Here is a 25331-nt window from a genome sequence, read left to right as displayed (position 1 = left end):
TGGAGGATGGCCTTTTTGGTGTACTAGCTTTGTATTAGTCGAACGTGATGAAATCGAAATCAATGTACCGATCCTGTTGCAGTTTCATTTTCTCTTCCGCCTTTAACGCTGTCACCATAACCTCTTCATCATCATTCTCCACCACAGCGAACTGATATCCACTTGGCTTAATCATGTCATTAATTTCCTTGAGTAAACCATAGGTATTCATATAACCACCCACATACTCAGGATAAATGACTCGCTCTTGTCCATTCAACTTGAAGCTAACGGTAATTGGCCCTTCTTCTGCTTCCCATGTTTCCTTTATATCAATCGGCTGAAATGCCCCACGTGATATCTTGCTCCACTGTCCTAACGTGGTTAAGTAAGTATTTTTCCCCTTACCGACATCTAAATCCCAATCCTCTACCCAAACACGGTCTTCGTCTGCTATTAAAAGTGAGAGTTCAGCTAAGTCATCGTAATACTCGCTAGAATCAAAAGGATTCCAATCTGTAAACTTCTTTTCTAATTCCAGCATTTTGTTATCAAATTCTTGACTTGTCAGTCCCTTTTCACTTTCAAAAAAGCCTAGATTTCGATAATAATGTGCTGCTTCTAATAATCGTTCGGTTGGCTTAAGAGCACCAAACTTTTCTTTGCTTAGCTGATAGGGTGTTTTGATTTCTTCTAACGTTTGTAAGATATTTTGATATTCTTTATTAATCTCAGAGAAAACGAGTTCTCCCGAGAAAAGAATAACATTGAAAAAATTGTACTTCCCATCGACTATTGTATGCGTAACTGTAAAATCCTCACCCTTTGTTCCGTTCTTTGAGTAGGAAAATTGCTTTGCATTCAATCCGTTTGTCGTCAATGACTTCTCCTCGTAAAACTTCGTTATCTTCTGCGCTTCCAACATTTTTTTTATACCAGCTTCGTATTCATCTAGTGTCAAATTCTTATCAAATAGTGTCTTAGACTCTGAACCAGAAATCAAAGCATTATTACTACTTACCGCATATATTTGGTAATTAGAGTTTACTGGAGGCGTTCTACTCAGCCAATTACCTCCCAAGGTCACTTTTAACTTTTCATCAGGAGTAACAATAGTTCGCGTAGATTGAAGATAAATGGTTTTCGAGCTACTTTCCCAAGTCACTACAAATTTGGACGCTTCTCCTACAAACCGGATGGGCACAAAAATACTGCCCTCGATATTTCTCGGCGCAACGGTTAACGTATTGGAATTCCCGTTTAAAGTAGCCATTGGATTATCAACCTGTAGGGTAATCTTCGTTCCTTGCTTCTCCGCTTGAATGGTTCGTGTTGTCCCATCCCACTGAATAACGAAACCTAACTTTTCAAAAAGAGGTCGGAACTGTACCAAAGTCGATCCCGCATCTACCAATGGAGCAAGATCAAACAGAACACGCTCATCGTTCACTAATACGGAGATGCCAGACACCTCGTCAGATGAAGCAGAAGCCCGATTTACCGCAATCCCTGATTGTTCCAATTGCTTCAACAGGGCGTTAGACTTTTCATTAAGAGAATCTTTGGTAACATAGATTTGGCGTAGTTTATTCATTACGCTGATCGATGTGATATCTGCAACTGGGTTATTTGAGACATCAAGCCAACCAAGCTTAAGTTTGGTAAGTGGTAGAATATCTTTAATTTTATTGTTACTTGCCAGTAAGTCTGTCAGACCAGTCAGACGAGAAAAACACCCAATTTCCTCAATTTGATTATTAGAAATGACTAACTTTTGTAAGTCAGACAGATTCGCGATCGGACAAGCATTTTGAATTTGATTATTATTAATAGCAAGAAATGTTAACTTATACAAACTACCTAGCGGACTGATATCAGTGATTTCCTGATTAGGCAAGTATAATTGTTCTAGATTATGTGCCATATTCAGACCTTTAACACTCTTTATTTTCTCTTTCCCCTTCGGATATAGGGACGTTAGTTTTTGTAAATTTGTATAATCCAGTGCCGTACCTTCTTCTAGTTTCAGCTCTGCACGAATTTCTTTTTCGAGAACTGCATCCTCGATTTTAACCTCTGGCGATGCAGCATATGTCTGAGTTGGGACCAAACTGCCTCCTGATAATATCCCAATTAAAGCAATGGCAATAATTTTATATTTCACTGTTCATGCCTCCATTTCATTCTACTTGCTTACAATTACGACCGTTTGATTCTTCTCATCCCACTCTACCTTAGCGCCGAGCGTTTCGCTGACAAACCGGACGGGCACGAACGTCGTTCCATTTTGTATCTTAGGAGCCATTTCTAGCTGAATGACACTGCCATTCACGAATGCTTCTTTCGAATCAATCGTTAATAGTACCTCCTTATCTCCTTTCGTCGCTTTGACCGTACGCTTTTGCTCGTCCCACGTCACACTTGCGCTTAGAGCGTTGAAAATTCGACGCATCGGAAGTAAGACACTCCCCTCTTCACGCAGAGGTTTCTCATCGTTGCTAAAAATTTGAATATCATTATTGATCTTCACTGTGAGCTCATTGCCATGTGAAATGACAACACCGCGCTTCTTAGCATTCTCTATAAATTCTAGTGATCTATCATCAAGCGGGTTATTCCCGATGTGAATCTCCCACAGTTTTGGATGGTCATTTAGTGCTTCAATATTAGTGATCTGATTGTTAGCCAAGTATACCTTCGTTAAGTTCACAAGCTGGGTTAAAGCCGAAATGTCTTTAATCTGATTGAAGCTCACATCTAAATCCGCTAAGGTTGAAAACCCCTTAATTCCCGAAATATCAGTGACATTACTATTGGATACACTCAAACTCACCAATCGACGAAGATCCTTTAAAGGCGTTAAATTTTGGATGTCATTTCCATCTAGTGAAATGTAGTTTAATCGCTCCAGGTTAGATAAATAAGAGATATCAGAGAGATCATTGTATCCCAATGTTAAAAAAGTAAGAGATGTCAATTGCCCAAGCCTTGAAAAGTCTTGCACCGGAACCCTATCCAGAAATAGCGTTGATAGTTTATGCAATTGCACTAATGGCGTAATATCGGTAATTGGATTATAGCTGAGTTGTAAATCGGACAAGTTCGTCATAAGTAACAACGGGTTCAGTTCAGTGATCTGATTATTCATTACGTTCAGATGTTCTAAAGAAATCAACTTCGTTAGAGGTCTAATGTCTCGGATATGATTTTTAGAAAGGTCGAGTCGAGTCAAACTATGCATGTCCTGCAAGAAAGTTAGATCTTCGATTCCAAAGTTGGAAAGATTGAGCCAATACAGTTTTTTTAGATTTTGAATAACAGAAAAATCTTTAACTGGGTTGTCATCAAAACTTAGGATGGTAAGCCCCGGCATGTTTTGGATAACTTGGATATCTGAAATGTGATTACGGCTAATTGAAAGTGAGGTTAGTTTCGTCAATTTGTTCAGCATGCTAATATCTTCGATTTCATTACTGCCTATGTATAGCGAAGTTAAATTGATTAAGCCTGACAGCGAGGAGACATCTTTAATGTGATTAAAAGAAACTTGCAATGAAGTCATATTAACCAATCCATATAAAGGAGATATGTCATAAATTTCGTTACCATAAAGAGTTAATACTTCGAGTTTAGTTAGTCCTCTTAGAGGCTCCAGATTGCGTATTTTATTAACGTATAAGTTTAAATCTTTTAAATTAATCAATCTGCTTAAAGCGCTAATATCGGTTAATTCATTATGATTAAAATCAAGAGACACGAGATGTGTTAAATTAGTAATCGGCGTTAAATCAGAAATTTTATTTTCACCCAAACGAATAGAGGTTAGATTTTCAGCATATTCCAAGCCTTGTAAGCTTTTGATTCCTAACCAACTTGCTCCTGAAATCGACTGCAGTGACAACATATCCTTCTCTGTAATCGGCGCATCTGAAAGTTTCAACTGTTTTCGAATTAACGCATCTAAAGCGGGATCTTCGATCGTCACCACAGTTACCGATTCCGCATGGACTGTTCTAGTACCTCCTATGAATTGCCCTATGGATAAAAGAAGTAGAACAACTGCAACAAACCACATATATTTCTTACTAAATTTCAAGATCTTATCCCCCTATTAAAATTCACCTTTAAACCTCTCCTCATTATAGTAGACCGAAACCCCATGAGTATACTAAATATTACAAATTATCCTATCTATGAAATATAGAAACATTGACAAACCGTTCAAGTAGAAAAAGTTATGCCATTACCTTATCTAGTAGAAAACTCAGATTGCCGTGGTTAACGTTATGTCATAACTATTTATTCCCTGAAATAGAACAATCGGCTAAATTCAAAACTGCTAAAAGGCACTTATTTTGCATTTTCAAAAGCCTGATCAGTGCTTAGAGTTAAAAAAAGGCTGACCACAAGTAATATTCTCTACTTGAGATAGCCGTTTCTTATTTTATTTAAAATGCCAACTACTCTCCCCCCGCACCTTTCTCCTGCAAATAATGCTCAATCCCATCCAAGATCCGCTCGAGTCCAAACGCCAGATCATTACCGATCGGGTTCTCCGCCTCATCCGTATAAGCACCTGCCATTAAGATAGGATGCAGATTAGGAAACCGGTCCGGTTTCACCAGCTGTTTCAGTGCTGCTCCATAGTTAACACCGCTAAATGTTTCGGGGCTCGCACCATCACGGATTGCCTTATCCATGTCCCTTGCAATTAGGCCGCATGCTCTGGAATAGCTGCTGACAAGGAGTAGAAACGACATCTTCTCAAAATCATTCAGCGGAAAATCCCGCATGATTCTCAACATCCAGTCGATCACCTGAAGATTATTGGGCGCAAGGGGAACACTCGTGATCGGAATATCACTATACCACGGATGTTTGCGGAACATTTCTACGCATGCCCAGACATATTCCCCCATTTCCTCACGCCACGACTTACCTGGCACTTCTTGTGGAATTGGAATGTCACACACCGCATCCTGCATAAGCACGAGCAAGTCTTCCTTGCTTGTAATGTAGCGATAGAGCGACATCGTCGTGTATCCCAATGATTGGGCCACTCTGCTCATCGACACCGCTGAAAGTCCATCCTTGTCAGCAATTTCAATCGCCGCGTCAACGATTTTCTTGATGCTTAGCTCACCCTTGGGCCCTCTGCGTGACGGCTTAACAATTCCCCAACTAAGAGCTACGCCTGATGGTAAGCTCTGTATAATTTCATCATCGATCTCGTCGCCAATCGCCATGCTGTTCATTCCTCCATTATCCGAGCATTCCGAAAATGTATATCACATAAACAGTATATCATATTCACTCTTACATCTTCCAAATCACTACCTCCCTTCATCAGCCATGCTATGCCCTTCCCACCGCTGACAAAGATGACATTGTTAAAATTTACAATTCCGCAATATGCAATTTACATGACCATTACATAGTTTTGGTATAAGTAAGAAGTCAAGAGAAATGCGGACAAAACCGAGGGGAGAATTACATCACATGAAAAAAAGTAAATGGATCGTACTGACAACTTTAATGCTTACACTTCCAGTGGCTGTTTCTGGAACAGTAACGGCTCAGCAAGTAAGCGGGGAGGCTTCCGCAAATGTAACGTATTCAAGCAATGGACAAGCAATTAAACCATCAGCACCTGCTGTTAATTTGGACGGCAGCTTGTATCTTCCAGTTCGTGCACTATCTGAATCTTTGGGCAAATATGTCGATTGGGATGAGTTCCGAAGCAGTGTTTCATTAACGGACAAGCCTGTTTTGACTGGTAAATATGAGCTCAAAGCACCAAACCTTGCAGAAGGCATTAAGATGGGAGTAGGCTCATCCTTAACGCACATTCCAGGTGATCCTGATAATGTATTCTATACAACGGCCGATCGCGGGCCAAACGGTCAACCGACGATCAACGGTAAAACAGTGCGTACGTTCCCTCTTCCAGACTACACGCCAACGATTTATAAAATCGAAGTAAGCAAAGGTGAAATCAACATTTTAGATAAATTCCCGTTGAAGCTGTCTGGTGTAGACCCTGTAACAGGCAAAGCTACAATTACCGGACTGCCTAATATCAAAGGGCGCGATGAAGAGCCATACGATGCAAAAGGTGAAAAGGTATTAGCCTACGACCCGTACGGACTTGATATCGAAGGATTGGCTTACAATCCGAAGGACGATAGCTTCTGGATTTCTGATGAATACGGTCCGTCCATTGTTCATGTGAAGCGCGACGGTACGATCATTGAGCGCATTGTGCCAAAAGGTTGGTCTGCTCAAGTATCCGCTCCACTTGTACCATCCCGCGAGACGCTGCCAGAAGTCTACAACAAACTGCGCCAAAACCGCGGAGCTGAAGCTGTAGGCATTACACCTGATGGCAAGTATATGTTCATGGCGATGCAGAATGCGCTTCGTAATCCAGATAAGGCAATGGACAATTCACGCCAGGTTCGGATTATTAAATTTGATCTAGCGACGCTCAATCCTGTTGGCGAGTTTGTATACCTCCTTGAGGATGCGAAGCAATTTAAAGATCTGGTTCAAGGCGATATCGTCATCTCCGATATGGTCGTTGTGAACGAGAACACGCTGCTAATCGATGAGCGGGATAAATTCTCTGGTGATAAAGCGCAATTGAAGCGTATTTATGCCATTGACCTTTCAACAGCTACGAATGTTATAGGCAAATATGATACTTCGGCAGCGGCAGGTAAAACACTTGAGCAAATGACGGTTGCCGATCTGAAAACTAATGCTATCCTGCCTCCAACGAAGAGAACTGTATTGGATGCTGTACAATTCAAGTTCCCTTATGAAAAAATTGAAGGTGTTTCACTTATCAATGGTGATACCCTTGCCATCACGAACGATAACGACTTCGGTATCGACAGCACAAGCCCAGAAAATGGCACATTGCTCTGGACATTTAAGCTGCCATACACAATTAAATAAGTCTACGCTACCAAAAGACCCGGGAGACCATGACTACATGGCCAACCGGGTCTTTTGATTGCCCCTTTTTACCGCGTCCACTTCGCCATATACTCCCTTGGCGTCATCCATTCGGCATCTTTATGGATGAAAAAATGCAGCCGTTTAATTTAGGGATGGAATCTCCAATGTTTGGGTATGTTATGAACTAGCTGTTAATCATCCGGCTGTGCGAGCCATGGCTCCACTGGATACCGGGCTAAATTTGGGGAGGTTCTTTACATATGGCTGTCTCTTTACAAGCAGAAGTCCGCAAAGATGCAACAAAATCGGAAATTAAGCAACTGCGTTCCCAAGGGAAAATTCCCGCTGTCATGTACGGCAAGCAAATGGCGCCTACAGTTCTAAGTGTGGATTTGAAAGAATTGCAGGTCGTGCTTCGGCAAAATCCTCATGCCATTATCGATTTGACTATCTCCGGCGGCAAAGGTAGACAACCCGTCATGATTAATGAAATTCAGCGCAATCCGCTGAACCGCCAGTTGACCCACATCGATTTCCATCAAATTAATATGGATGAGCCGATCAAAACACTGGTTGCGCTAGAGTTTATCGGCGAAGCTGCTGGTGTAACTGAAGGCGGGATTCTGCAAATTCAGATGCACAACATCGAGATTCGCTGCATGCCAAGCCAAGTTCCACCTTCTATTCAAGTGGAAGTATCCAGCCTAGGGCTGGGTGACAATCTGCATGTCAGTCAAATTATGGTGCCGGCCGGCATCGAAATAAAATCCGACCCGAATGATATTGTCGTTACGATTCTCGTGCCTCAGAAGGAAACGGAGACACCACAGGCTGCGAACAATGAAGAGCGAGTGGGTGAAGCGGAGACGTCCAACGAAGCTGCAACAGCAGGTCAGCCAAGCTAATTTAATTGTACTAAGAGACCCTCAGCAACAGACTGAGGGTCTCTTTTCGTTTACGGGATGGAGATCCATGCACGTTGATTCTGCCAATTCACTTCTACAGAGGTTTCAAAGAAAGAGGACAAACTGTTGCTAGTCAATACTTCGCGCGAGTCTCCTTTGGCAAATACACCGCCGCGGCGAAGGAGTAAGGTTTTACCAAACACAGGGAGAATCTCTTCAATATGATGGGTGACAAATAGGAGCGTCGGTGCATTCGGACTCTTAACGAGTTCACTAACACTGGACAATAAAGCTTCTCTAGATAGAAAATCTAGACCGTTTGTCGCTTCGTCCAAAATTAACAACTTCGGTGATGCCATTAATGCTCTGGCAATGAGCAGCTTTTGTTTCTCTCCCTGCGAGCAGGATTGATAAGTGCGATCATACAAATGCAAGCAAGACAGCTGCTGCATATACTCCCTTGCACGGTCGTAATCATCTTCACTCGGTTTATCATATAACCCTATAGAGGCATGTTTGCCACTGATTACGACATGCTGTGTTCTATCCGAAACATATAACTTCTCCTGTAAGGATGAGCTGACCCAACCGATGGATTTACGTAATTCTCTTATATCAACGCTTCCAAAAGGATGCCCCAAGACCGACAATTGCCCTTTCGTTGGCCATATATAGCCATTAATCATGTTGAGCAGGGTTGTTTTGCCTGAACCGTTTAGTCCAAGTATAGCCCAATGCTCACCTTCGTCAACCTGCCAATTAATTTCTTCCAGGATGATCTTGTTATCTCTACTCCAACCTATTTCGTTCATTTCAAGCACCTGAACCATACAGTGCCACTCCTTCCCGAGCTAGACTCCTCCTACATGCTTGGACGTGTATGAACGAGCCTTGGACTTTTATTTCGATGTATACCTGCTAATAGAAGGACGAAGGCTGCTCCCGCAAGTAAGACACAGACAGCAAATAATTCCATGGAGTGCCCCTTGTTCATCAGCCACCCCCCCATGCCACTGCCTAACACACCAGCGAGACTGAACATCCACATCGAAAGCAGCATTTGTCCTGTTGATCTTAACGCTATAGGGACAATCGATCGTACGTAATACATGGCTGCGACGTACATCAATGCAAATGTTGCGCCTTGGAGCGCTTGACTCACCATAAGTCCTGCCAAGTTCCCAGTTGTCCAAATGAGCAGCCATTTGATTCCATAGCAAGCCGCAGCTGTGCAGAGAACACGGATTGGACCGTATTTATCGACCCACGCTGCCGCTCGGTAAAAAAAGGGAATTTCGCAAATTGCAGCAACAGACCAGTAGAGCCCTACAAACAATTCCGTGCCGCCGATATCTTGTGCATAAATGCCCGTGAAATTATCTGCTGCTCGGGAAGCACAACCTAGCAATAATAGTGCACCCAGGATGAACCATAATCCCGGCTTTCCCCTCCGTATCGTCATTATAGACCAATTCGACTTCGTACTCGAAGTGTGGCGAGGCTCATCCGGCAGTGGCAGCAGACAGATCAACGAAAGGACTAAACCTACTGAATAAAGAACATATAACACTACAGGACCCGTTTGCTGTGAAATCCATCCCATGCAAGGCGCGGCACAAGCAAAACCCAGGCTCCCCCAAATACGATATGCACCATAAGGCAGCCCCCCTGTTTCGCTGAGGGATAGGTTCCACGAATCAACCAAGGGAATGACCGGAGAGGAAAAAATGACAAATATCAAATACCCTATCAATACTAGCATTCGACCTTCTGAAGCAAACAGGATGCCAAGTCCGACAGTCATCCCGACTAAACACCATAGGATAATTCTTTTTACTCCGCCGATTCTGTCACTTACCGCCCCCCAGGACGGTTGAGCCACCGCGCCTGCTATAAGTCCCGCAGATAGAAACGCACCGATCTCCAAGAGCGAGAGGCCTTTCTCTTTAAGAACCAGAGGCAGATAGATAATATTCATCGCTGTCGTGCCGTAATAAATAAAATAAAATGCCATAAGCCATCTTGCTGTTGAAATCATGATCCAGAGCCTTCTTTTCCTGAAATCGTATTCAATAAACCTTGATGAAAAACAAGTGAAGCAGCTCCAATAGATCCGTTATTTTGGTGAAAATCAGAATAAATAATCGCTGTATTCCGATTGCTTAATCGAATTGTCTGTTCCATCGCTATGTTCATAGACGAGGCAAACCAAGACACAGCAGTTATTAATTCACCGCCGAGGATCACCGCTTGCGGATTCATCAAATTAATCGTATTTCCTAATACAAACCCTAAACGATCTCCGACTTCCTGAAGCTCCTTTACAGCTCGAATATCCTGTTTCTCTAGCAGCGTCACTATTTCCCCGAAACCGCCGTCTAGCCCCATTCTTTTGCCCAGATTCTGAACCGATACATAAGGTTCTAGACACCCCCGTTGACCGCAGTAGCACAACTCACCGTTTAGTTCGATCTTCACATGACCGATTTCCCCTGCTTGATACTGATAGCCTGAATAGATCTCATGATTAATGACCATTGCGCTTCCGACACCTTCATCTAAATAGACGCAAAGGGCATGCCCCAAATCCTCCTCCGGACGGGACCAAACCTCACCAATGGCAAAGGCTCTAACATTATTATCAATGAAAACGGGAATGCTGAACCTTCCTTCCAGAAGTGAACGAATATGAACCTGAAACCAGCCCAGATAGGGGGAATGGATGACAATGCCTTCATGGGAATTGACGATCCCTTGGACACCTACCCCTATGCCGGCAAAAATGGAGGCTTCAGGTACTTTCGCTATTAGCATTTCGATGATCTGAATCAGCATGTTCAGTAATTCTTCAGCTGCATCTTGGGCTTGGACGGAGCTCGTATCCCGCACTGGTGTTAAAGAAAGGGACAGCTTCTCCTGATGCAACAGCATGCGGTTATAATCCATAAGCACACCGGCAACATGACTTTTGGTCACCTCAACGCCAATTGAAACCAGACGCTCCCTATTTAATCGCAGCTGCGTAGGTCGTCTACCGGCTCCCCCTAAAGATAACGTCTCCTCTTCTACAACCAAGCCTTGATGCAGTAAATCCCCAATAATATTCGTGACGGTCTGCTTTTGAATCCCTGATTTCCGTGAAATTTCAATACGCGAGATGAGTCTCTCACGGTGCAGCAGCTTTAGTACCTTGCTCTGATTATTCATCTTCATCCAAAGAAAGCTGTTACCTTGCTCGGTCTTCAAACCTCATCCCCCTCACCCATTTCTTTCATATAGAGGGCTTAGGCAGCTATGCCCTGATCTACTCGACAGAAATGGAGCTGTTTTCTTTACTGGCTAACGCCATCGACAATTTGTCAGGAAAATTAATCGTCATTCCGTCCACCCCGCACGACAAAGCTTTGTGCATAAGTGCTTCACTAAATGCTCCCCATGCTCTGACCTCTAGCCCATGTGCTTTTGCGAGAGCAACACCTTCCGCAGTAATGAACTCGGTGGCCGGGCAAATCTGTTGACAATTAATCTCTTTCACTTGCTCAATAGAAGAAAGATCAATGTGCCGGATCAAATGTCCCATTTTAATTGTCGCATCTTTGGCTCGTACGGCACGAAGATTATCGTATGAAAAGGAAGTAACCGTCACTTGCTCACGGACACCATATTTCTCAATATAGTAGAGCGATTGCTCCTCTATAAACTTATCTTTTAATTCTAACGCAAACAGCACTGATTTTCTCCCAAAATAATGAAGAAACTGCTCAAAGGAAACTAAGCGTTCCCCTGCATAGAGCGGTGAATACCACCCGCCCGCATCCAACTGCTGCAGCTCCTCCCACGTATAATCGGAAGGGAGTCCGGTACCGTTCGTCGTTCTATTCAACTCATTATCGTGAAACAGAATGATAACGCCATCTTTCGTTATCTTGAGATCCGTTTCAATACCGTTAGCTCCCATCTCAATTCCTTTATAGAATGACGCTAACGTATTCTCCGGAGCATATTCGGAAGCCCCTCTATGTGCAAGATTCATAAACATCTAATAGCACTCCTTTAACCTATTTTTTTGATAGTAATGTCCCTATGATGTCCCTATATGGTAGAAAAAAAGGAATGCCCGCCAGTAGGCAGGCATTCCCCGAACCAGTAACCGGCTTTTACTTGTAACTTTTCATAAATACGTCAACATCCTGCTGTAGCTTATCAAGCAACTTTTGCGGATCTGCCTTGCTGTCGCCCTCCACAGTTTCCAGAGCAGTTACTAACCCAGACCAAATCAAGGAGTCAGCTGGATGGATAGCTTGTCCATATAAAAACTCAATTTGTCCCATATTTGCCTTGAAGCCGTCATTTTCCTTCAGCAGCTTCTGAAACTCTGGCAAATCTGTGGATGTCTTGCGAATCGGTACATACCCCGACTTCATACTCGTTTTTGCCGCATTCTCCGTATTCGTCAAGTAAGAAACAAAGGTCCATGAAGCCTTTTGCAATTCGTCATTGGACTTGAAGATACCTAAGCTGTTGCCGCCAATCGGCGCTGTCCGAGTTTGAACCATCGGAAGAGGAGCGACACCTACTGCAAATTTGTCACCTACTTGCTTTTGAGTAGAAGCTAACGCGGAACCTGATTTGAATAAAAGAGCTAATTTACCTGAATTGAAATCTTCTTCAGCTGTCTTGTGCTGATTCGGTGCCATTGCTTTTTGCACATTGACCAGATCTTGGAACGATTTTAATGTCTCTACCGACTCTTTGCTGTTGACAGTAATTTTATTTGCTGCAGGATCTACCATTTTCCCACCTCGGTTCCAGGTCATCGGCTGTAGGTACCATGGCGTGTCCGCTGCTGTATTAAAGCCCCAAATGTCCGTCTTGCCATCACCGTTCGTGTCCTGCGTCAGCTTCTTCGCCGCTTCCACCAGTTCATTCCAATTATCTGGCGGTTTAACTCCCGCTTTTTCCAGCATCGTCTTGTTATAATACATCACAGGTGTCGAGCTGTTAAAAGGAATCGTCCATAATTTCTCCTTGTATCGGAATCGATTCCAGAAGGCCGGATAAATATCATCGATATCCTTTTTCTCCATAAATTGCTCGATTGGAATTAGCTTTCCACTGTCGGCAATCTGCGGTATCCCATGTCTTTGACCAAGCTGCACGACATTAGGTAATGAATTAGCAACTACACCTGCCATGACCTTCTTGGCCATTTCATCATAGTCACCCATAAATTCAGCTTTGATTTTAATGTTCGGATATTTGGATTCGAATTGCTTAATGTCTTCAGCGTAAAGCTCCTTATTCGTTGACCAAAATGTTAAAGTTACTTCCTTAGCTGCCGCAGTTGTGGCAGCGGCAGCCGTTGCCTGCTGACTGGATGAGTTGCCTTGATTCACATCCTCTTTCGAAGCACAACCTGCCGCTGTGATAACTGTTACTGCACTCATGATGGTAAGTAGCGTTTTTTTCATAATCTTGTTTATACCTCCTAAGAATATGGAATTCGATGGTTTCGTGTTCATTCATCCGTCAAACTGATTATTTCACTCCGGAATGCATCACCCCTCGAATGAAATACTTTTGAGCCATCATGAACACGACCATAACAGGTAAAATGATGAATGTGGATGCGGCCATCAGCTGTGGCCATTGGGTGCCAAGCTCCTTATCCACCATGTAACGAAGGCCGATCTGTACGGTTCTCATATCTGCACTATTCGTAATTAATAGTGGCCACAGATAGCTGTTCCAAGCCCCAAGGAATGCGAACAGACTTAATGTTGCAAGCACTGTCCCCGATAGCGGCAGAATGATTTGAATTAGAATTCGTAGGTGAGAGCAGCCGTCCATTCGCGCAGCTTCCATAAAATCTTTTGGAATCGTGAGAAAGAACTGACGCAGCAAAAATATACCAAAAACACTGCATATACTTGGAATGATTAATCCAGCATAACTGTTCATCCAACCAAGTTCTTTAATAACTAAGTAGGAAGGAATCATCGTAGCTTCAAATGGAATAATGGTTGTAGCTACGATGGCGATGAACATCACCTTTTTACCCCGAAACTCAATCCAAGAAAAGGCATAAGCCGCTAGACTGCTTGTGATGATTTGTCCTACAACCGTGCCTATGGACATCAGGAAGCTGTTGAGGAAGAATCGGCCGAATGGCGCACTTTTCCATGCCTTGATATAGTTATCCCAATGCCATTGCGTTGGCAAAGTGAGAAATGAGCCTGTGAAGATTTGATCGATTTCCTTAAAGGAGGAAAGAACCATCCATAGGAACGGGATCATCATAACAACAGCGCCGAGCACTAGAATGAGATATGTGCTAAGTACCGAGATGTGACCAGATTGCAGTCCCTTCATTATCGAATAGCTTTTCATTTTTGGTGCCGCTTCTCTGGTTTGAGAAAACATCGTCTTACCTTCCTTCTTTTATTGATAGTGTACTTTCTTGCCTAGCAGGAGCATCTGCAACAAGACAAGAAGCAGTACAATCCCGAATATAACCATAGAAATAGCTGACGCATACCCCATTTGGAACAATTCAAAGGCATAATGGTACAACTGGACAACAATGAGTTCACTGCTCTTAGCCGGTCCGCCCTGTGTCATGACATCAACCTGCGAAAACGTCTGAAATTGCTCAATGGTTTGCAGAATCAACAACAGGAAGATCGAAGGCGTCAGCAGAGGCAGCTTGATCTTGATAATCGTCTGCCATTTCGTTGCACCGTCTACCTTGGCAGCTTCCATGACTTGATTATCAATCGATTGAAGACCTGCCAGAAAAATAATGACGCAGTAGCCGATACTCTTCCAAATCGACATGATGGATATAGACAACAGCGAAGTTTTGGTATCGTTCAGCCAGCTTAGCGGCTCGACACCAAACCAGCCAAGGAATTGATTCATCAATCCATAATCAGGATGGAAGATGAACATCCATACAACGGAGATCGCTACCGTCGAGGTTACCATCGGCATAAAAAACATGGAACGAATCAGAACGATTAATTTCTTAGATCCTCGATCTAACAGCAGCGCAAAGAATAGAGCTATGCTCAAAGACCCTGGGACTGTGATGAGAGCAAACAGAAACGTCAGTTTCAATGAGTGATAAAACTCATCGTTCGTGAACATTCTTTCGTAATTTTCCAAGCCTATGAAGGTAGGATTAGGCCGCAACATATCCCAGGAAAAGAAGCTTAATCCAGCACTATAGAATATGGGGATCATTACAAATACAATAAGAACAAGAAGCGAAGGTGCGAGAAACAAGTACCCTGCTAGGTTGTTTTTCCATTTTTCCAGTGTCAAAAACGACCATCCTCTCAACTAACGATAATTAGTAAAATTATTTGACTTATTACTTTTTAAGTTTACGAAAGGTTTGTCATCGCGATATTATCGTTCATTTAATGTTTTGTAAAAGGTAAAGAAGCCATTTCTAATACAAAAGCACAAAAAAGCATACAAAAAAGCTCCCCCACTTGCTCATGGAGAAGCTTTGATCCTTACACTAACGTCAGATAACCCTCAGCTTTGGCGTTCAACTCTTCATAGACTGCGATTACCCCATCTTACTCTTATACTGTGTTGGCGTAACGCCCGTATGGCTCTTAAATAACTTGCAAAAATAACGATAGTCAGAGATGCCAACAGCGCCAGATACTTCATAAATTTTCATGGTGGTTCTCTCCAGCATCTCGCTAGCTTTCTCCATACGCACTCTGTTCACGTATTCCAGAAAATTCTCGCCGATCTCCTGTTTGAACATTTGCCCCGCATACGAAGGATGCATATGCACGAGCTTGGCGAGCTCTGCCAGCTGCAGATCAGCTTGGAAATGCTCGCGAATGTAGCGGCACATCCACTGAATCTCCTTCCGTACCGTTACTGGAGGCTGCGCCTTCTGAGTCCACCATTCGCAGATGGCATCAATGGTTTCCAGCCACCAATCACAGTACGTGTCCCACGTCGTTAGCCGGTCGATCCGGCTTAACCTAGCGACGACTTCGTCTGGCAGCCGCACAAGTTCAGGTTGAAGCATCTGTTTCGTCAGACGGAGCAAATCCCCTGGATGAATGAGCGGCACACCACGCGTAATCATTACAGTGACTGCTTCTCGAAACGCCTCTCCATTCTCGCGCTGCAGCGCTTTGACAACAGCTGCCGTCCATTCTCTCGTCTGTTCCGCATCGAGCCGCCGAAGCACGATGGACGGCTTACTTTGATCTGAATAGAAATACGCAGCTAGTCCATCCCTACCTTTGCGGATAAGATCAGCTAGCTGTTTCACTGTCACTCTTGACTTCCCTAGCTCTTCTACCGAACCAATATGAACGAGGCTTTTCGTAGAAATAATGCTGCTTACCGCCTCTTGCGCCATTCTTGCTAATTGATTCAAATGAAAAGCAGGTACCTCTCGCTTCGATCCAATGAGAAGTAGCAATTGGCTGTGTTGCACAGGGAGAATAGCCAATCCGTTACCCTCGCCTAACATCTGCCCATCCAGTTTGGCTTCAAGTAGATCAGCTAGTTGACTTTGCCGCTGCTCCAGCTCCTCAAGAGAAGTATCGCCTTGCCCTGAACTCTCCGTCGCACGCCAACCTAACGTAATTCCCGTCACATAACTCGCAGACTCTACACCTGCCAGCCATTCACTTGGCACAAGAAGCTCTTGCATACTTCCCTCGTCTTCCAACAGCCGATCTGTCCATTGGCGCTTCTTTGCCCACTTCTTCTCGCGTTCGAGCTTGAGCTGCATCGCCAGCTTCAGATCAATATCCATCTCTTGCACTAGGTCCTCAGCCACCTTGCGGCATGCTTCTAGAATTTGCTCTGGCGTTTGCGCGAGCTTAATTAAGTAGTTATCCACACCTAACTCAATCGCCTGCCTCGCATATTCGAACTCACCGTAAGCAGTTAGGATAACGATTCGGATGCGCGGCCATCTTTTACGCACATAGGCAGCCAGCTCCAGTCCGTTCATATTGGGCATCGTAATATCCGTCAGCAGCAGATGAGGAACTTCCCGCTCGATCATGCTAATTGCTTCTTTGGCACTAGAGGCCGCGCCCATGAACACAAATCCCCCATCTGACCAAGGAATACGCTGCGCAAAGCGCTCCCTTACCCATTTCTCGTCATCTACCATCAGTATTTTCAGCATGATCGTCTCGTCCCCTCCCCGATGCTATCCTTGCTCGATCGACTCTCCGGCCGGCAGATGAATCGTTACCGTTAACCCTTCATCCGGTTCATTGGCAAAATGCAGCCCATACGCATACCCAAATGTCATCCGCAATCGCTCTTGGACATTTCGCATCCCCAGATTGTTCAACCCTTTGTTCGGATTGGCTGTGCCTGAATCTTCTAGCAGTAGTTTCAGCTTCTCTGGTGGGATCCCTGGCCCCGTATCAGAGACTTCCAGAAGCACGCCGTGCCCTTCATGCTCTTTGCCACACACAATAATATGGTTGACGCCTTCCTTACTGAGTCCATAGAAAATACTATTCTCTACTAATGTAATCAACGTCAGTTTCGGAATCGGTGTCCCATTGTAGATCTCAGGCACAGCCATATCCATGACAAAGACGTCCCCGTACCTCAGGTTCATAATCTGCACATAATTGTCCAATTGCGCCAATTCATCCTCGACCGTTACAATGTCCCCTACCTTATCTGTTGAATATTGCAACAACCCCATCAATGAGCGAATCATCTCGCACATCTCCTGCGTATGTCCCGTCTCCCCTAAACAATAGATCGCATTGAGCGTGTTATTCAGAAAATGGGGATGAATCTGTGATTGGAGCACCTTAAGCTCGTGATGTCGCTTCTTTTCTTCCGCTACGCGCAAATCGTCAAACAAGGACTGGATATCGTCCATCATGCCGTTGAAACCATTAGCAATATGAGTGAACTCATCATTGCGTTTGAACTTGATGCGTGCTTCGAGCTCACCACGTGCCGCTGCCTTGAATTGCTTTGTGATCGCCGTCACTGGTTTGCGGATATAGTTCGTAATCCAGATGGATAGGATGAATGCAAGAATAATGGCAACTAACAATACGAATACCAATTGCTCCTTCAGTGACTCTAGTAAAGGAAAAGCTTGCGACTCCTCTATCACGGAGAAGACGAACCAATCCCAGCGGTTTTGATTAGAACTAAGGACCTTGTAGTTGCCAAATGAGGTGTGAACGGTGTTAAAGGAAGTACCACTTTGCTGCGTAAGTGCTTGTAACGCCTCTTTCATTTCCAAATGATTGAGATACGTCTTCGGGTATGCTAGGTACGTGTTCGTGGAGAGGTAATCGCCCTGGCCTGTAAACAAATAGATACGCCGCTGAATGTCCGGATTATCTTGAATAATTTGCGGACCCGTCAGCGCATTTAGATTGACATCCATGGCTACCACCCGCCGATTGTCGATTTGCTTAGCGACTGTCAGCACGAAGTGGTCATTGATCGTATGAGGAGGGCTCCACCAGAAGCCCGTTTTGCTCGTTTGATTGGTGATTTCCGTTATGCGTTCTTGGGGAACATAAACACGATACCCAAACGGAGCAGAAATCCGTACCGCGTTATCTTCAATGACATAAATACTAGAAATCTCCTCCTGGTGGTAGGTTAGTACATTTTCCATGAGCTGGACGAAATCTTTTTCCCCCATATTATAGAGGACTGGCGTGGAGAGGAAAATCAACTGCGTTTGTATATTATTCATTAAAGTTTTAATATAATTTTCGACTTGCACGACAGAGCCTTGCAGCACTTTTTCGTTGTCTTGCTTGATAGGCTCGAAGAGTCGTTGGTAACTGAACACGCCAATCACCAAAAACAGCACGATGACCGACATAAAGGTAAGGATAAAGAGCTTCGTAGAGACGCTGGAAATGAAGTTAGTTCTTCTAAGCCGACGAAACATGCCAGATCCCCCTATACCTACAGACCCTATTATGAAACTCCTATCTACAGTATAGAAAATTAATAGAGATTTAACTAGCTATCGCGCTGAGAATCTCCATAACGGACAACGACGCCCAGCACGTGCTGTGGCGCGTTACGATATAAGTCATAAGCTTCCCCGATACGCTCTAATGGCAAAATGTGCGAGATCAAAGGCGCAATGCTCAGCTTCCGCTCTGCCAATAAACGGATATATTCGGCCATATTGCGGCCCTCAGTCCAGCGAACAAGCCCGATCGGATAGTCGATCCCCTTCATCTCGTAATCTTTCAGATATCGTCCAGGCCCGCCTGCACGGGAGATAAGGATTTGCGCTTCCTTTTGAAACATCAGCTCGCGATTGAATGTCATGCTGACATCGCCAACGATAACAATTTTACCCCTATCCCGAATCCAGCTCAGCGCTTTATCAATCATCTCGCTGTTGCCGCCACCGACACACAGAATGACTGCATCCACACCAGCTCCTCCAGTAATATGCGGTAGGTTATGCATCATGTCTTCCTCGTTGGTATAGACCAACTGTGTGCCGGAAGCCGTAAGCTTCTCCGCACGTTCGGCTACACGATCCATTCCGATAACGATGTTAGCTGAGGCTTCAGCAATCTGGCACACCATCTGCCCTAGTATGCCTAAGCCAACAACGAGGACTGACTCGCCGAATCGCAGATCCGCCTGCCTCAGTGCATGAGTAGCAATAGCGCCGAGCCCTACATGAGCTGCTTCTTGGGCGTCCACTTGCTGGGGCAAGGGAACCACCAGATGCATCGGGACTTTGAGAAGCTCGGCATGACGAACAAACGGCGAACCATAGCAAGCGACGCGGTCCCCTTTCTTCACATGCGTAATACCCTCCCCGACTTCCCTCACCTGCCCCATGGCGCTATAGCCTAAGAAAATCGGCTCGGTAGACTGTATATCTTTCAGCATCATTTCGGTGCCTGGACTGATCGCAGAGTAGACCGTTTCTACCAACACGTAATTGGCTTCTACATTCGGCTCCTCCATGTTCATGATTTCCACGCTGCCTGATCGTGCAATGACTGCTCTCATAGCCGTTACAATCCTCCATTACCCCTTAATTGAACCTAGCAGAGCGCCTTTCACAAAATACTTCTGCAAGAAAGGATAAATAATTAATAACGGCAAGGTAGCCACAACAACGACGGCCATCTTGATCGTTTCTGGCGGCAAGGCATCCAATACGAGTGAATTAATCGACAGCTCTGTCGAGACATTCGGCGTTTGAATCATACTTCGCAGCACAACCTGCATCGGCATGAGCGATTTGTCGGATAGATAGAAAATCCCTTTGAAATACTCATTCCAATGCGTAACGCCATAGAACAAACCAATGGTCGCCATGATCGGCGCTGACAACGGCAGAACAATACGGAATAACGTAGCTAACTCACCACAGCCATCCACCCTAGCAGCTTCCTCTACTTCAGCAGGTAGATTCTCGAAGTATGTTTTGACAATCAGCAAGTTAAAGGTAGATACCATACCGGGTATCACAAGTGCCCAGACCGAATCATATAACCCAAGGCTGCGCACCAAAATGTAAAGCGGGATAATACCGCCGCTGAAAATCATTGTAAAGACAAGCGCCATCAAGATGAAATTGCGGCCTGGCACTGACTTTTTAGATAGCGGATACGCCAGAAGTGTCGTCACAACCAGATTCAGCGTCGTCCCAACCACCGTGATGAATACCGTAATTTTTAATGCTTGAGGAATCCGTGGCGAGCTGAATATCTCTTTGTACGCTTGAAACGTTACATGTTCGGGCCATATGACGAAGCCGCCGTTTTTCATAACTTCCACATAAGGTGTAATGGAGACGATAGCCACATAGTAGAGCGGGAATAACGTAACCAAGGCGAATAAGCCCAAGACGGTATAAATCGCCACATCTGCGGCATGATCCCCTTTGGTTTTATGACTACTCACAAAAGACATGCGAATCCCCTCCTTTTCCAACATTGCGGTTTGAAGCTACCATATGCCAGAGCCTCCCATTTTCTTAGCCAGTCTATTTGCGCCAATTACGAGCACGAGTCCGATGACCGATTTGAACACACCCATGGCTGCAGCCACACCAAACTCAAGACGCTCAAACCCGTAGCGGTACACCCAGGTATCGACAATATCTCCCACATCATAGACACGCGCATTTAAAAAGATAAAAACCTGATCGAAGCCTGCATCCAAAATGCCGCCGATACGAATAATCAGCAGGAGCACGAATACATCACGGATGCCCGGAAGCGTAATATGCCAGAGCTGACGCCAACGTCCTGCACCATCTACGACGGCAGCTTCATAGAGTTCCTGGTTGATGGATGCCAGAGCTGCTAAATAAATAATGGCTCCGAATCCGGTGTTTTTCCAAATTTCTGTCAGAACTAGTAAGGGTCTAAAGAAATCCTTATTCGTTAATAAATCAATCGATCCCCAACCCATATCGCGTACGAAGGTACTGATTAAACCAGATCCTGGCGCTAGGAAGGAGAATGCTAAGCCGTACACAATAACCCACGACAGAAAATAGGGCCCATACGTAATCGTTTGTACAGCGCGTTTAAACCATCTAACCCGGACTTCATTCAACATCAGTGCAAGGATAACATCGGGTACCATGCTGCCAACGATTTTGTAAACACTAATCAGTAAGGTATTTCTCATGATGCGTACAAATTCAGGATTATCAAATATGACTCGGAAATTATCGAACCCCACCCAAGGACTTCCCCAAATTCCTTTCATGAGGTTGTAGTCTTGAAAAGCAATCAGGGCTCCCATCATCGGGGCGTAATGAAATAATGCATAATAGATCAAGCCAGGAATCATCATGAGGTAAAACCATCTGCTCAGATATATACTGCGTAGCTTGCCCTGCCTCATCGGGCGTGAAACGGTAGATTTCTCTTGTTTTGCAGCTATGGTTTCCGCCATCGCCATCTCCTCCTAGTTGTCGTTTCTAGATAGAAGGCAGAAGGAAACCCTTGAACTTTCCTAGGGTTCCCCTCGATGCCTAGCCACATTTTATTTGAAATCGTTCAACTTCTTATCCTTCAGTACCGAGTTAATTTGCTTCGTGTACTCCGTGAAAATATCTCTGCCTTTGTATTTCGTCATCAGCTCTTCACGGTATTGCGGCCAGTTTTTGCCGCTTTTGTCTTCCAACACCGCTTTGATGTGGAATTTACTCATTTCTTTGCGGAAATCTCCAATATTAATGCCAGCAGGAGGAACTAAGCTCACTGGAGGCAAAGCGTTATGCTTCGGAAAGCTCTCAACCGTTTTCAGAATTGCACGGTCATGCTCAGAAATACGGGAATCAATCAACTCAAGTCCAAGTACATTCGGCTCATCCGGCGTAAAGGCAGCGTACACGTTCAACCAGTTGCCAGCTTTGGCGATATCCGCTTCGAAGTTAGCCACGTTCAACGTAATTTTATTGCCGGATTTCGTATAATGTTTGCCTTCTTGACCATAATGCGTAAGCAGGAAGCCTTCTTCACCTGTCAGCCAGTTCAGAATTTCCATGGAGCGCTTCACTTTGTCAGGGGTTTTATCGGCTGTTGTTTTACTAATTAAAATCGTAGCTTCAGGTACGTTGTATTTCCAAAGTACCGGTTTATCCAACGGGTAAATAGGCTGCCAATTGGCTTTGGGATCCAGCGCCTTTGAACGATTTTGTACACTTGTCGCCGAGCTGTCTAACGCCGTATTTTTATCGAGACTAAAGATCATACCAACTTTGCCTTGAGCTGCTTTATCAAAATGAGCAGGTGCCTTATTTAAGAACCAATCCGGATCAACAATTCCTGCATTGTTCCATTCCACGACTTGTTCAAGGACACCTTGCACTTTAAGGTCAGTACGGTTATCCACGTAACTGTTGTCAACAATTTGGAAGTCTGCGACGAAACCATTATTTAACCATTGCGGGAAATCGAGAGGTAAGGTTACACCACTGCCTGCTGCTGAAAAGCCGTACGAATCTTGTTTGCCGTTGCCATCTGGATCACCTTTGGTGAATTGTGTTAAGACATTGGTCAATTCGGCGTAATTTTTCGGAGATTTAAGCCCCAGCTTATCTAGCCAATCCTGGCGGATGTACCAAGACGCATAGGAGTTGCGTTGGAAAGGATCAATCCCACGCGTGAATTCCCCTTGCTTGAGCTGGAACGCATCTACTTCATCTTTGGATACCCATTTGTAGTAGTTTGGAATGGCTTCTTTGGTGAAGTAAGGAGTCAGATTAGCCGTAATCCCATCCGTGATGTATTTCTGTGACTCTGCACCGCCCGCGATGAATAGATCAGGAGCTGCCCCTCCCGCCAATGTGGCGTTGAGCTTATCGTGGTACTCTTTACCTATCACCATATAGTCAATTTTCAAATCTACGTTGAATTTCTCTTCAATGGCTTTCTTCACGAAATCTTTGTCACCGGAAGGCAACGTCACATTCGCTAAGTATGGACTGGCTACTGACCAGTTCAACGCGAGCTTAGCTGGCTTCGCCGCTCCAGTCGCATTGGGTGAACCTGTAGCTGTTCCTGATGTTTCTGTCGGTTTGTTATCTGAACATCCTGTAAGCGCAAACATGGTGGCGAGTCCTAATAGCGTCAATTTTTTCATCGTAAAAACACCCCTCCTATTTATACTTGCGTGAGCTGTGGATCTTGATGCGTGAAACTTGATGCGGAACGCGATTGCTGGGAGCGATTGCTGGAATGATTCATGAATGAGATGACTAGAAGCAATTGGCGCGATCGACTATTGAAAGCGGATACATTCGAATGAAAAGAGTAAGTGTTCACCGCGAATCGTAATTCGATCGTAACCGTAAGCAACAATTCATAACCCCTAAACCGTAAACCTACTAATTCTACCCCCTAAACCGCAAATCGCAAAAACTAATCATGTCATTCTTCACTGCTGGGCTTAGCTATTTGGTAACGTTTACTTGTTCTTAGTATAGGTTGGTTACATGGTCGAAACTAGCAGACGATTTCAAGAAATAGTGGAGATAATGCAGAACTAACTAAAAAGTGTGGAATTTTTCGACATCGAAGGCTAGAACCCTCAGAGCGTATCGTCGAGTTCAAATGGTCTTTTGCATCCATTAGTCCGAATTTGCCCAACTAATCCTACTTTCCACATCATTTAAACCTAATTAGTCCTAAATAACACAACTAAATCAGCCTTAACAACGCCGTAGCGAGGAAAATGAGCAATTAGTTCGGCAAAACCTGACTATTGGCCCTTATCAGACTGGAATCCTCATTTTAATTCGGAAAAATCGGACTAATTCAGATTGTGGCACACAATTTCATACTGAGGAGTGACCGCTTATAAAAAACGCCGCTAGCCCCCATAAGGAGACTGCGACGTTTTTCTTCATTTTGTATCCGTTAATCCGCTTGTTTCTCGTTCTATAAAAGTAAGCGGAACTTCAAATTCGCGCTCCTCGCTTGCCTCTACCGAATGGCCGAACTTATGAAGCAATTTATGGATGGCCATTTGAGCCTGGAGCTCATAAGGGATGTCCCAACTGGATATACCAGGATAACTATGCTTAGCCATATAGTCGTTGTTTATACTAATCATTTGTAAGTGGTTAGGGAAATCGATCCTCTGTCTATTGGCCGCCGAAAGCAGCTTTAATGCCACATGATCATCAAAAGCGATGATTCCCGTTCGCTGCGCTGTCCCAGCCATCACCTCTCGGAGAAATGCATCCACGTCCAGTTCCTTCATTTCAACAATACGATGAGGAATCTCCTCGGGCAGTTGCCCTAAACCCAGATGGAATCCGTTCCGACGCTGTTCATCAATAACATTCGAGTACTTACTGCCTACGTATATGAGTGAATCACAACCGCGATCAGCAAGCAATTTCGTTGATTGTCTACACGCCTCGGCAAAGCCCAAATTCACAGCACCAACAGCAATGTCCTCTGGCCAACCCCAGCCATTAATAAGAACAAGCGGCGTACCGCTATTTACGATTGCGCGTGTAGAATCCTTACCCATCGCTAACCCATGACAGATGAGTCCATCAACTCTTCGCTGTAGTAATACTTCCAAGTTTCTTCGTTCAATAGTTGGATCAAATCCTCCTGAAGAAAAAACGGATAAATGATATCCCGCATGATGAGCTTCCAATTGTAAAAACTCGGCTAACCTTCCGTAATAACTCGTTAACCCAGGAACAATGAGACCAATTTCAAAGGTTTTGTTACGACTTAATCCCGCTGCCATGGTATTGCGTCGATATCCCAGTTGCTCTGCTGCCATTTCCACTTTACGAATCGTCTCTTTGGACGACCGAATTCCACCTCGATTCAGCACGTTGGAGACCGTGGCAATCGATACTCCTGCTGCTGCTGCCACTTCTACAATGGTGACTTGTTTGGGTCTGCTCATCTATGTTTCAGCTCCATCGGTTAAACGTTTAACTAGCTCCTTTAGATTAAATTGAACTGC

General features: G+C 44.4%; 20 protein-coding genes. 2 read left to right on the top strand and 18 right to left on the bottom strand.

The features are described 5' to 3' along the window. Positions 1–34 precede the first annotated feature (34 nt). The 3 genes from A8708_RS24535 to A8708_RS24525 all read right to left on the bottom strand — a co-directional run bounded on the left by A8708_RS24535 (position 35) and on the right by A8708_RS24525 (position 5225). Positions 35–2143: a stalk domain-containing protein gene (locus A8708_RS24535; RefSeq protein WP_068667946.1), complete on the bottom strand. Its 2109-nt coding sequence runs from the start codon at positions 2141–2143 to the stop codon at positions 35–37. 21 nt (positions 2144–2164) lie between these two features. Next, entirely contained in the window at positions 2165–4075 is a 1911-nt protein-coding gene (locus tag A8708_RS24530; RefSeq protein WP_068667945.1) for a leucine-rich repeat domain-containing protein, read from the bottom strand. A 364-nt stretch (positions 4076–4439) separates the two neighbouring features. Then, a complete protein-coding gene (locus A8708_RS24525) occupies positions 4440–5225 on the bottom strand; it encodes a TetR/AcrR family transcriptional regulator (protein WP_068667944.1) in 786 nt (261 codons plus the stop codon). A 253-nt stretch (positions 5226–5478) separates the two neighbouring features. Here A8708_RS24525 and A8708_RS24520 point away from each other — a divergent pair, with 253 nt between their 5' ends. Beyond that, a complete protein-coding gene (locus A8708_RS24520) occupies positions 5479–6939 on the top strand; it encodes an esterase-like activity of phytase family protein (RefSeq protein WP_068667943.1) in 1461 nt (486 codons plus the stop codon). 263 nt (positions 6940–7202) lie between these two features. Beyond that, positions 7203–7847 (top strand): 50S ribosomal protein L25, encoded by a 645-nt coding sequence (locus A8708_RS24515; RefSeq protein ID WP_068667942.1) that lies wholly within the window; start codon positions 7203–7205, stop codon positions 7845–7847. A 50-nt stretch (positions 7848–7897) separates the two neighbouring features. On the opposite strand, the gene A8708_RS24510 is transcribed toward A8708_RS24515, so the two are convergent. From A8708_RS24510 to A8708_RS24440, 15 genes are all read right to left on the bottom strand, one after another. Continuing rightward, positions 7898–8677 (bottom strand): ABC transporter ATP-binding protein, encoded by a 780-nt coding sequence (locus A8708_RS24510; protein WP_068667941.1) that lies wholly within the window; start codon positions 8675–8677, stop codon positions 7898–7900. Positions 8678–8709: 32 nt separating this feature from the next. Then, the gene (locus A8708_RS24505; RefSeq protein WP_068667940.1) at positions 8710–9885 is read right to left on the bottom strand and encodes an MFS transporter; all 1176 of its coding nucleotides are present in this window, start codon (positions 9883–9885) and stop codon (positions 8710–8712) included. Further along, the gene (locus A8708_RS24500) at positions 9882–11093 is read right to left on the bottom strand and encodes an ROK family transcriptional regulator (RefSeq protein WP_068667939.1); all 1212 of its coding nucleotides are present in this window, start codon (positions 11091–11093) and stop codon (positions 9882–9884) included. Before A8708_RS24500 ends, A8708_RS24505 begins: the two co-directional genes overlap by 4 nt. A 58-nt stretch (positions 11094–11151) precedes the next feature. Further along, positions 11152–11886, bottom strand: coding sequence for a glycerophosphodiester phosphodiesterase (locus tag A8708_RS24495; RefSeq protein WP_068667938.1), 735 nt, complete (start codon positions 11884–11886; stop codon positions 11152–11154). A 118-nt stretch (positions 11887–12004) separates the two neighbouring features. Then, a complete protein-coding gene (locus A8708_RS24490) occupies positions 12005–13318 on the bottom strand; it encodes an ABC transporter substrate-binding protein (protein WP_068667937.1) in 1314 nt (437 codons plus the stop codon). A gap of 67 nt (positions 13319–13385) precedes the next feature. Continuing rightward, the gene (locus A8708_RS24485; RefSeq protein WP_082927771.1) at positions 13386–14270 is read right to left on the bottom strand and encodes a carbohydrate ABC transporter permease; all 885 of its coding nucleotides are present in this window, start codon (positions 14268–14270) and stop codon (positions 13386–13388) included. Positions 14271–14288: 18 nt separating this feature from the next. Continuing rightward, the gene (locus A8708_RS24480; protein WP_082927770.1) at positions 14289–15173 is read right to left on the bottom strand and encodes a carbohydrate ABC transporter permease; all 885 of its coding nucleotides are present in this window, start codon (positions 15171–15173) and stop codon (positions 14289–14291) included. 253 nt (positions 15174–15426) lie between these two features. Beyond that, complete coding sequence (locus A8708_RS24475; protein WP_068667936.1) at positions 15427–17028, bottom strand: response regulator transcription factor; 1602 nt, start codon at positions 17026–17028, stop codon at positions 15427–15429. A gap of 24 nt (positions 17029–17052) precedes the next feature. Further along, on the bottom strand, positions 17053–18789 hold the full coding sequence (locus A8708_RS24470; RefSeq protein ID WP_068667935.1) for a sensor histidine kinase: 1737 nt from the start codon (positions 18787–18789) through the stop codon (positions 17053–17055). 74 nt (positions 18790–18863) lie between these two features. Continuing rightward, complete coding sequence (locus A8708_RS24465) at positions 18864–19883, bottom strand: zinc-dependent alcohol dehydrogenase (RefSeq protein ID WP_068667934.1); 1020 nt, start codon at positions 19881–19883, stop codon at positions 18864–18866. Between the two features lie 18 nt (positions 19884–19901). Continuing rightward, positions 19902–20792, bottom strand: a complete 891-nt coding sequence (locus A8708_RS24460) for a carbohydrate ABC transporter permease (protein ID WP_068667933.1) — start codon at positions 20790–20792, stop codon at positions 19902–19904. A 36-nt stretch (positions 20793–20828) separates the two neighbouring features. Further along, a complete protein-coding gene (locus A8708_RS24455) occupies positions 20829–21788 on the bottom strand; it encodes an ABC transporter permease (protein WP_068667932.1) in 960 nt (319 codons plus the stop codon). Positions 21789–21878: 90 nt separating this feature from the next. Next, positions 21879–23480, bottom strand: a complete 1602-nt coding sequence (locus A8708_RS24450; RefSeq protein WP_068667931.1) for a type 2 periplasmic-binding domain-containing protein — start codon at positions 23478–23480, stop codon at positions 21879–21881. 20 nt (positions 23481–23500) lie between these two features. Next, a complete protein-coding gene (locus tag A8708_RS24445; RefSeq protein WP_068667930.1) occupies positions 23501–23698 on the bottom strand; it encodes a hypothetical protein in 198 nt (65 codons plus the stop codon). 544 nt (positions 23699–24242) lie between these two features. Beyond that, positions 24243–25271 (bottom strand): LacI family DNA-binding transcriptional regulator, encoded by a 1029-nt coding sequence (locus A8708_RS24440; protein WP_068667929.1) that lies wholly within the window; start codon positions 25269–25271, stop codon positions 24243–24245. Positions 25272–25331 lie beyond the last annotated feature (60 nt).

The organism is Paenibacillus oryzisoli, from assembly GCF_001653565.1.
Lineage (GTDB): Bacteria > Bacillota > Bacilli > Paenibacillales > NBRC-103111 > Paenibacillus_E > Paenibacillus_E oryzisoli.
Note: the sequence above shows the minus strand (reverse complement) of the source record. Positions and strands in the feature narration are given on the sequence as shown.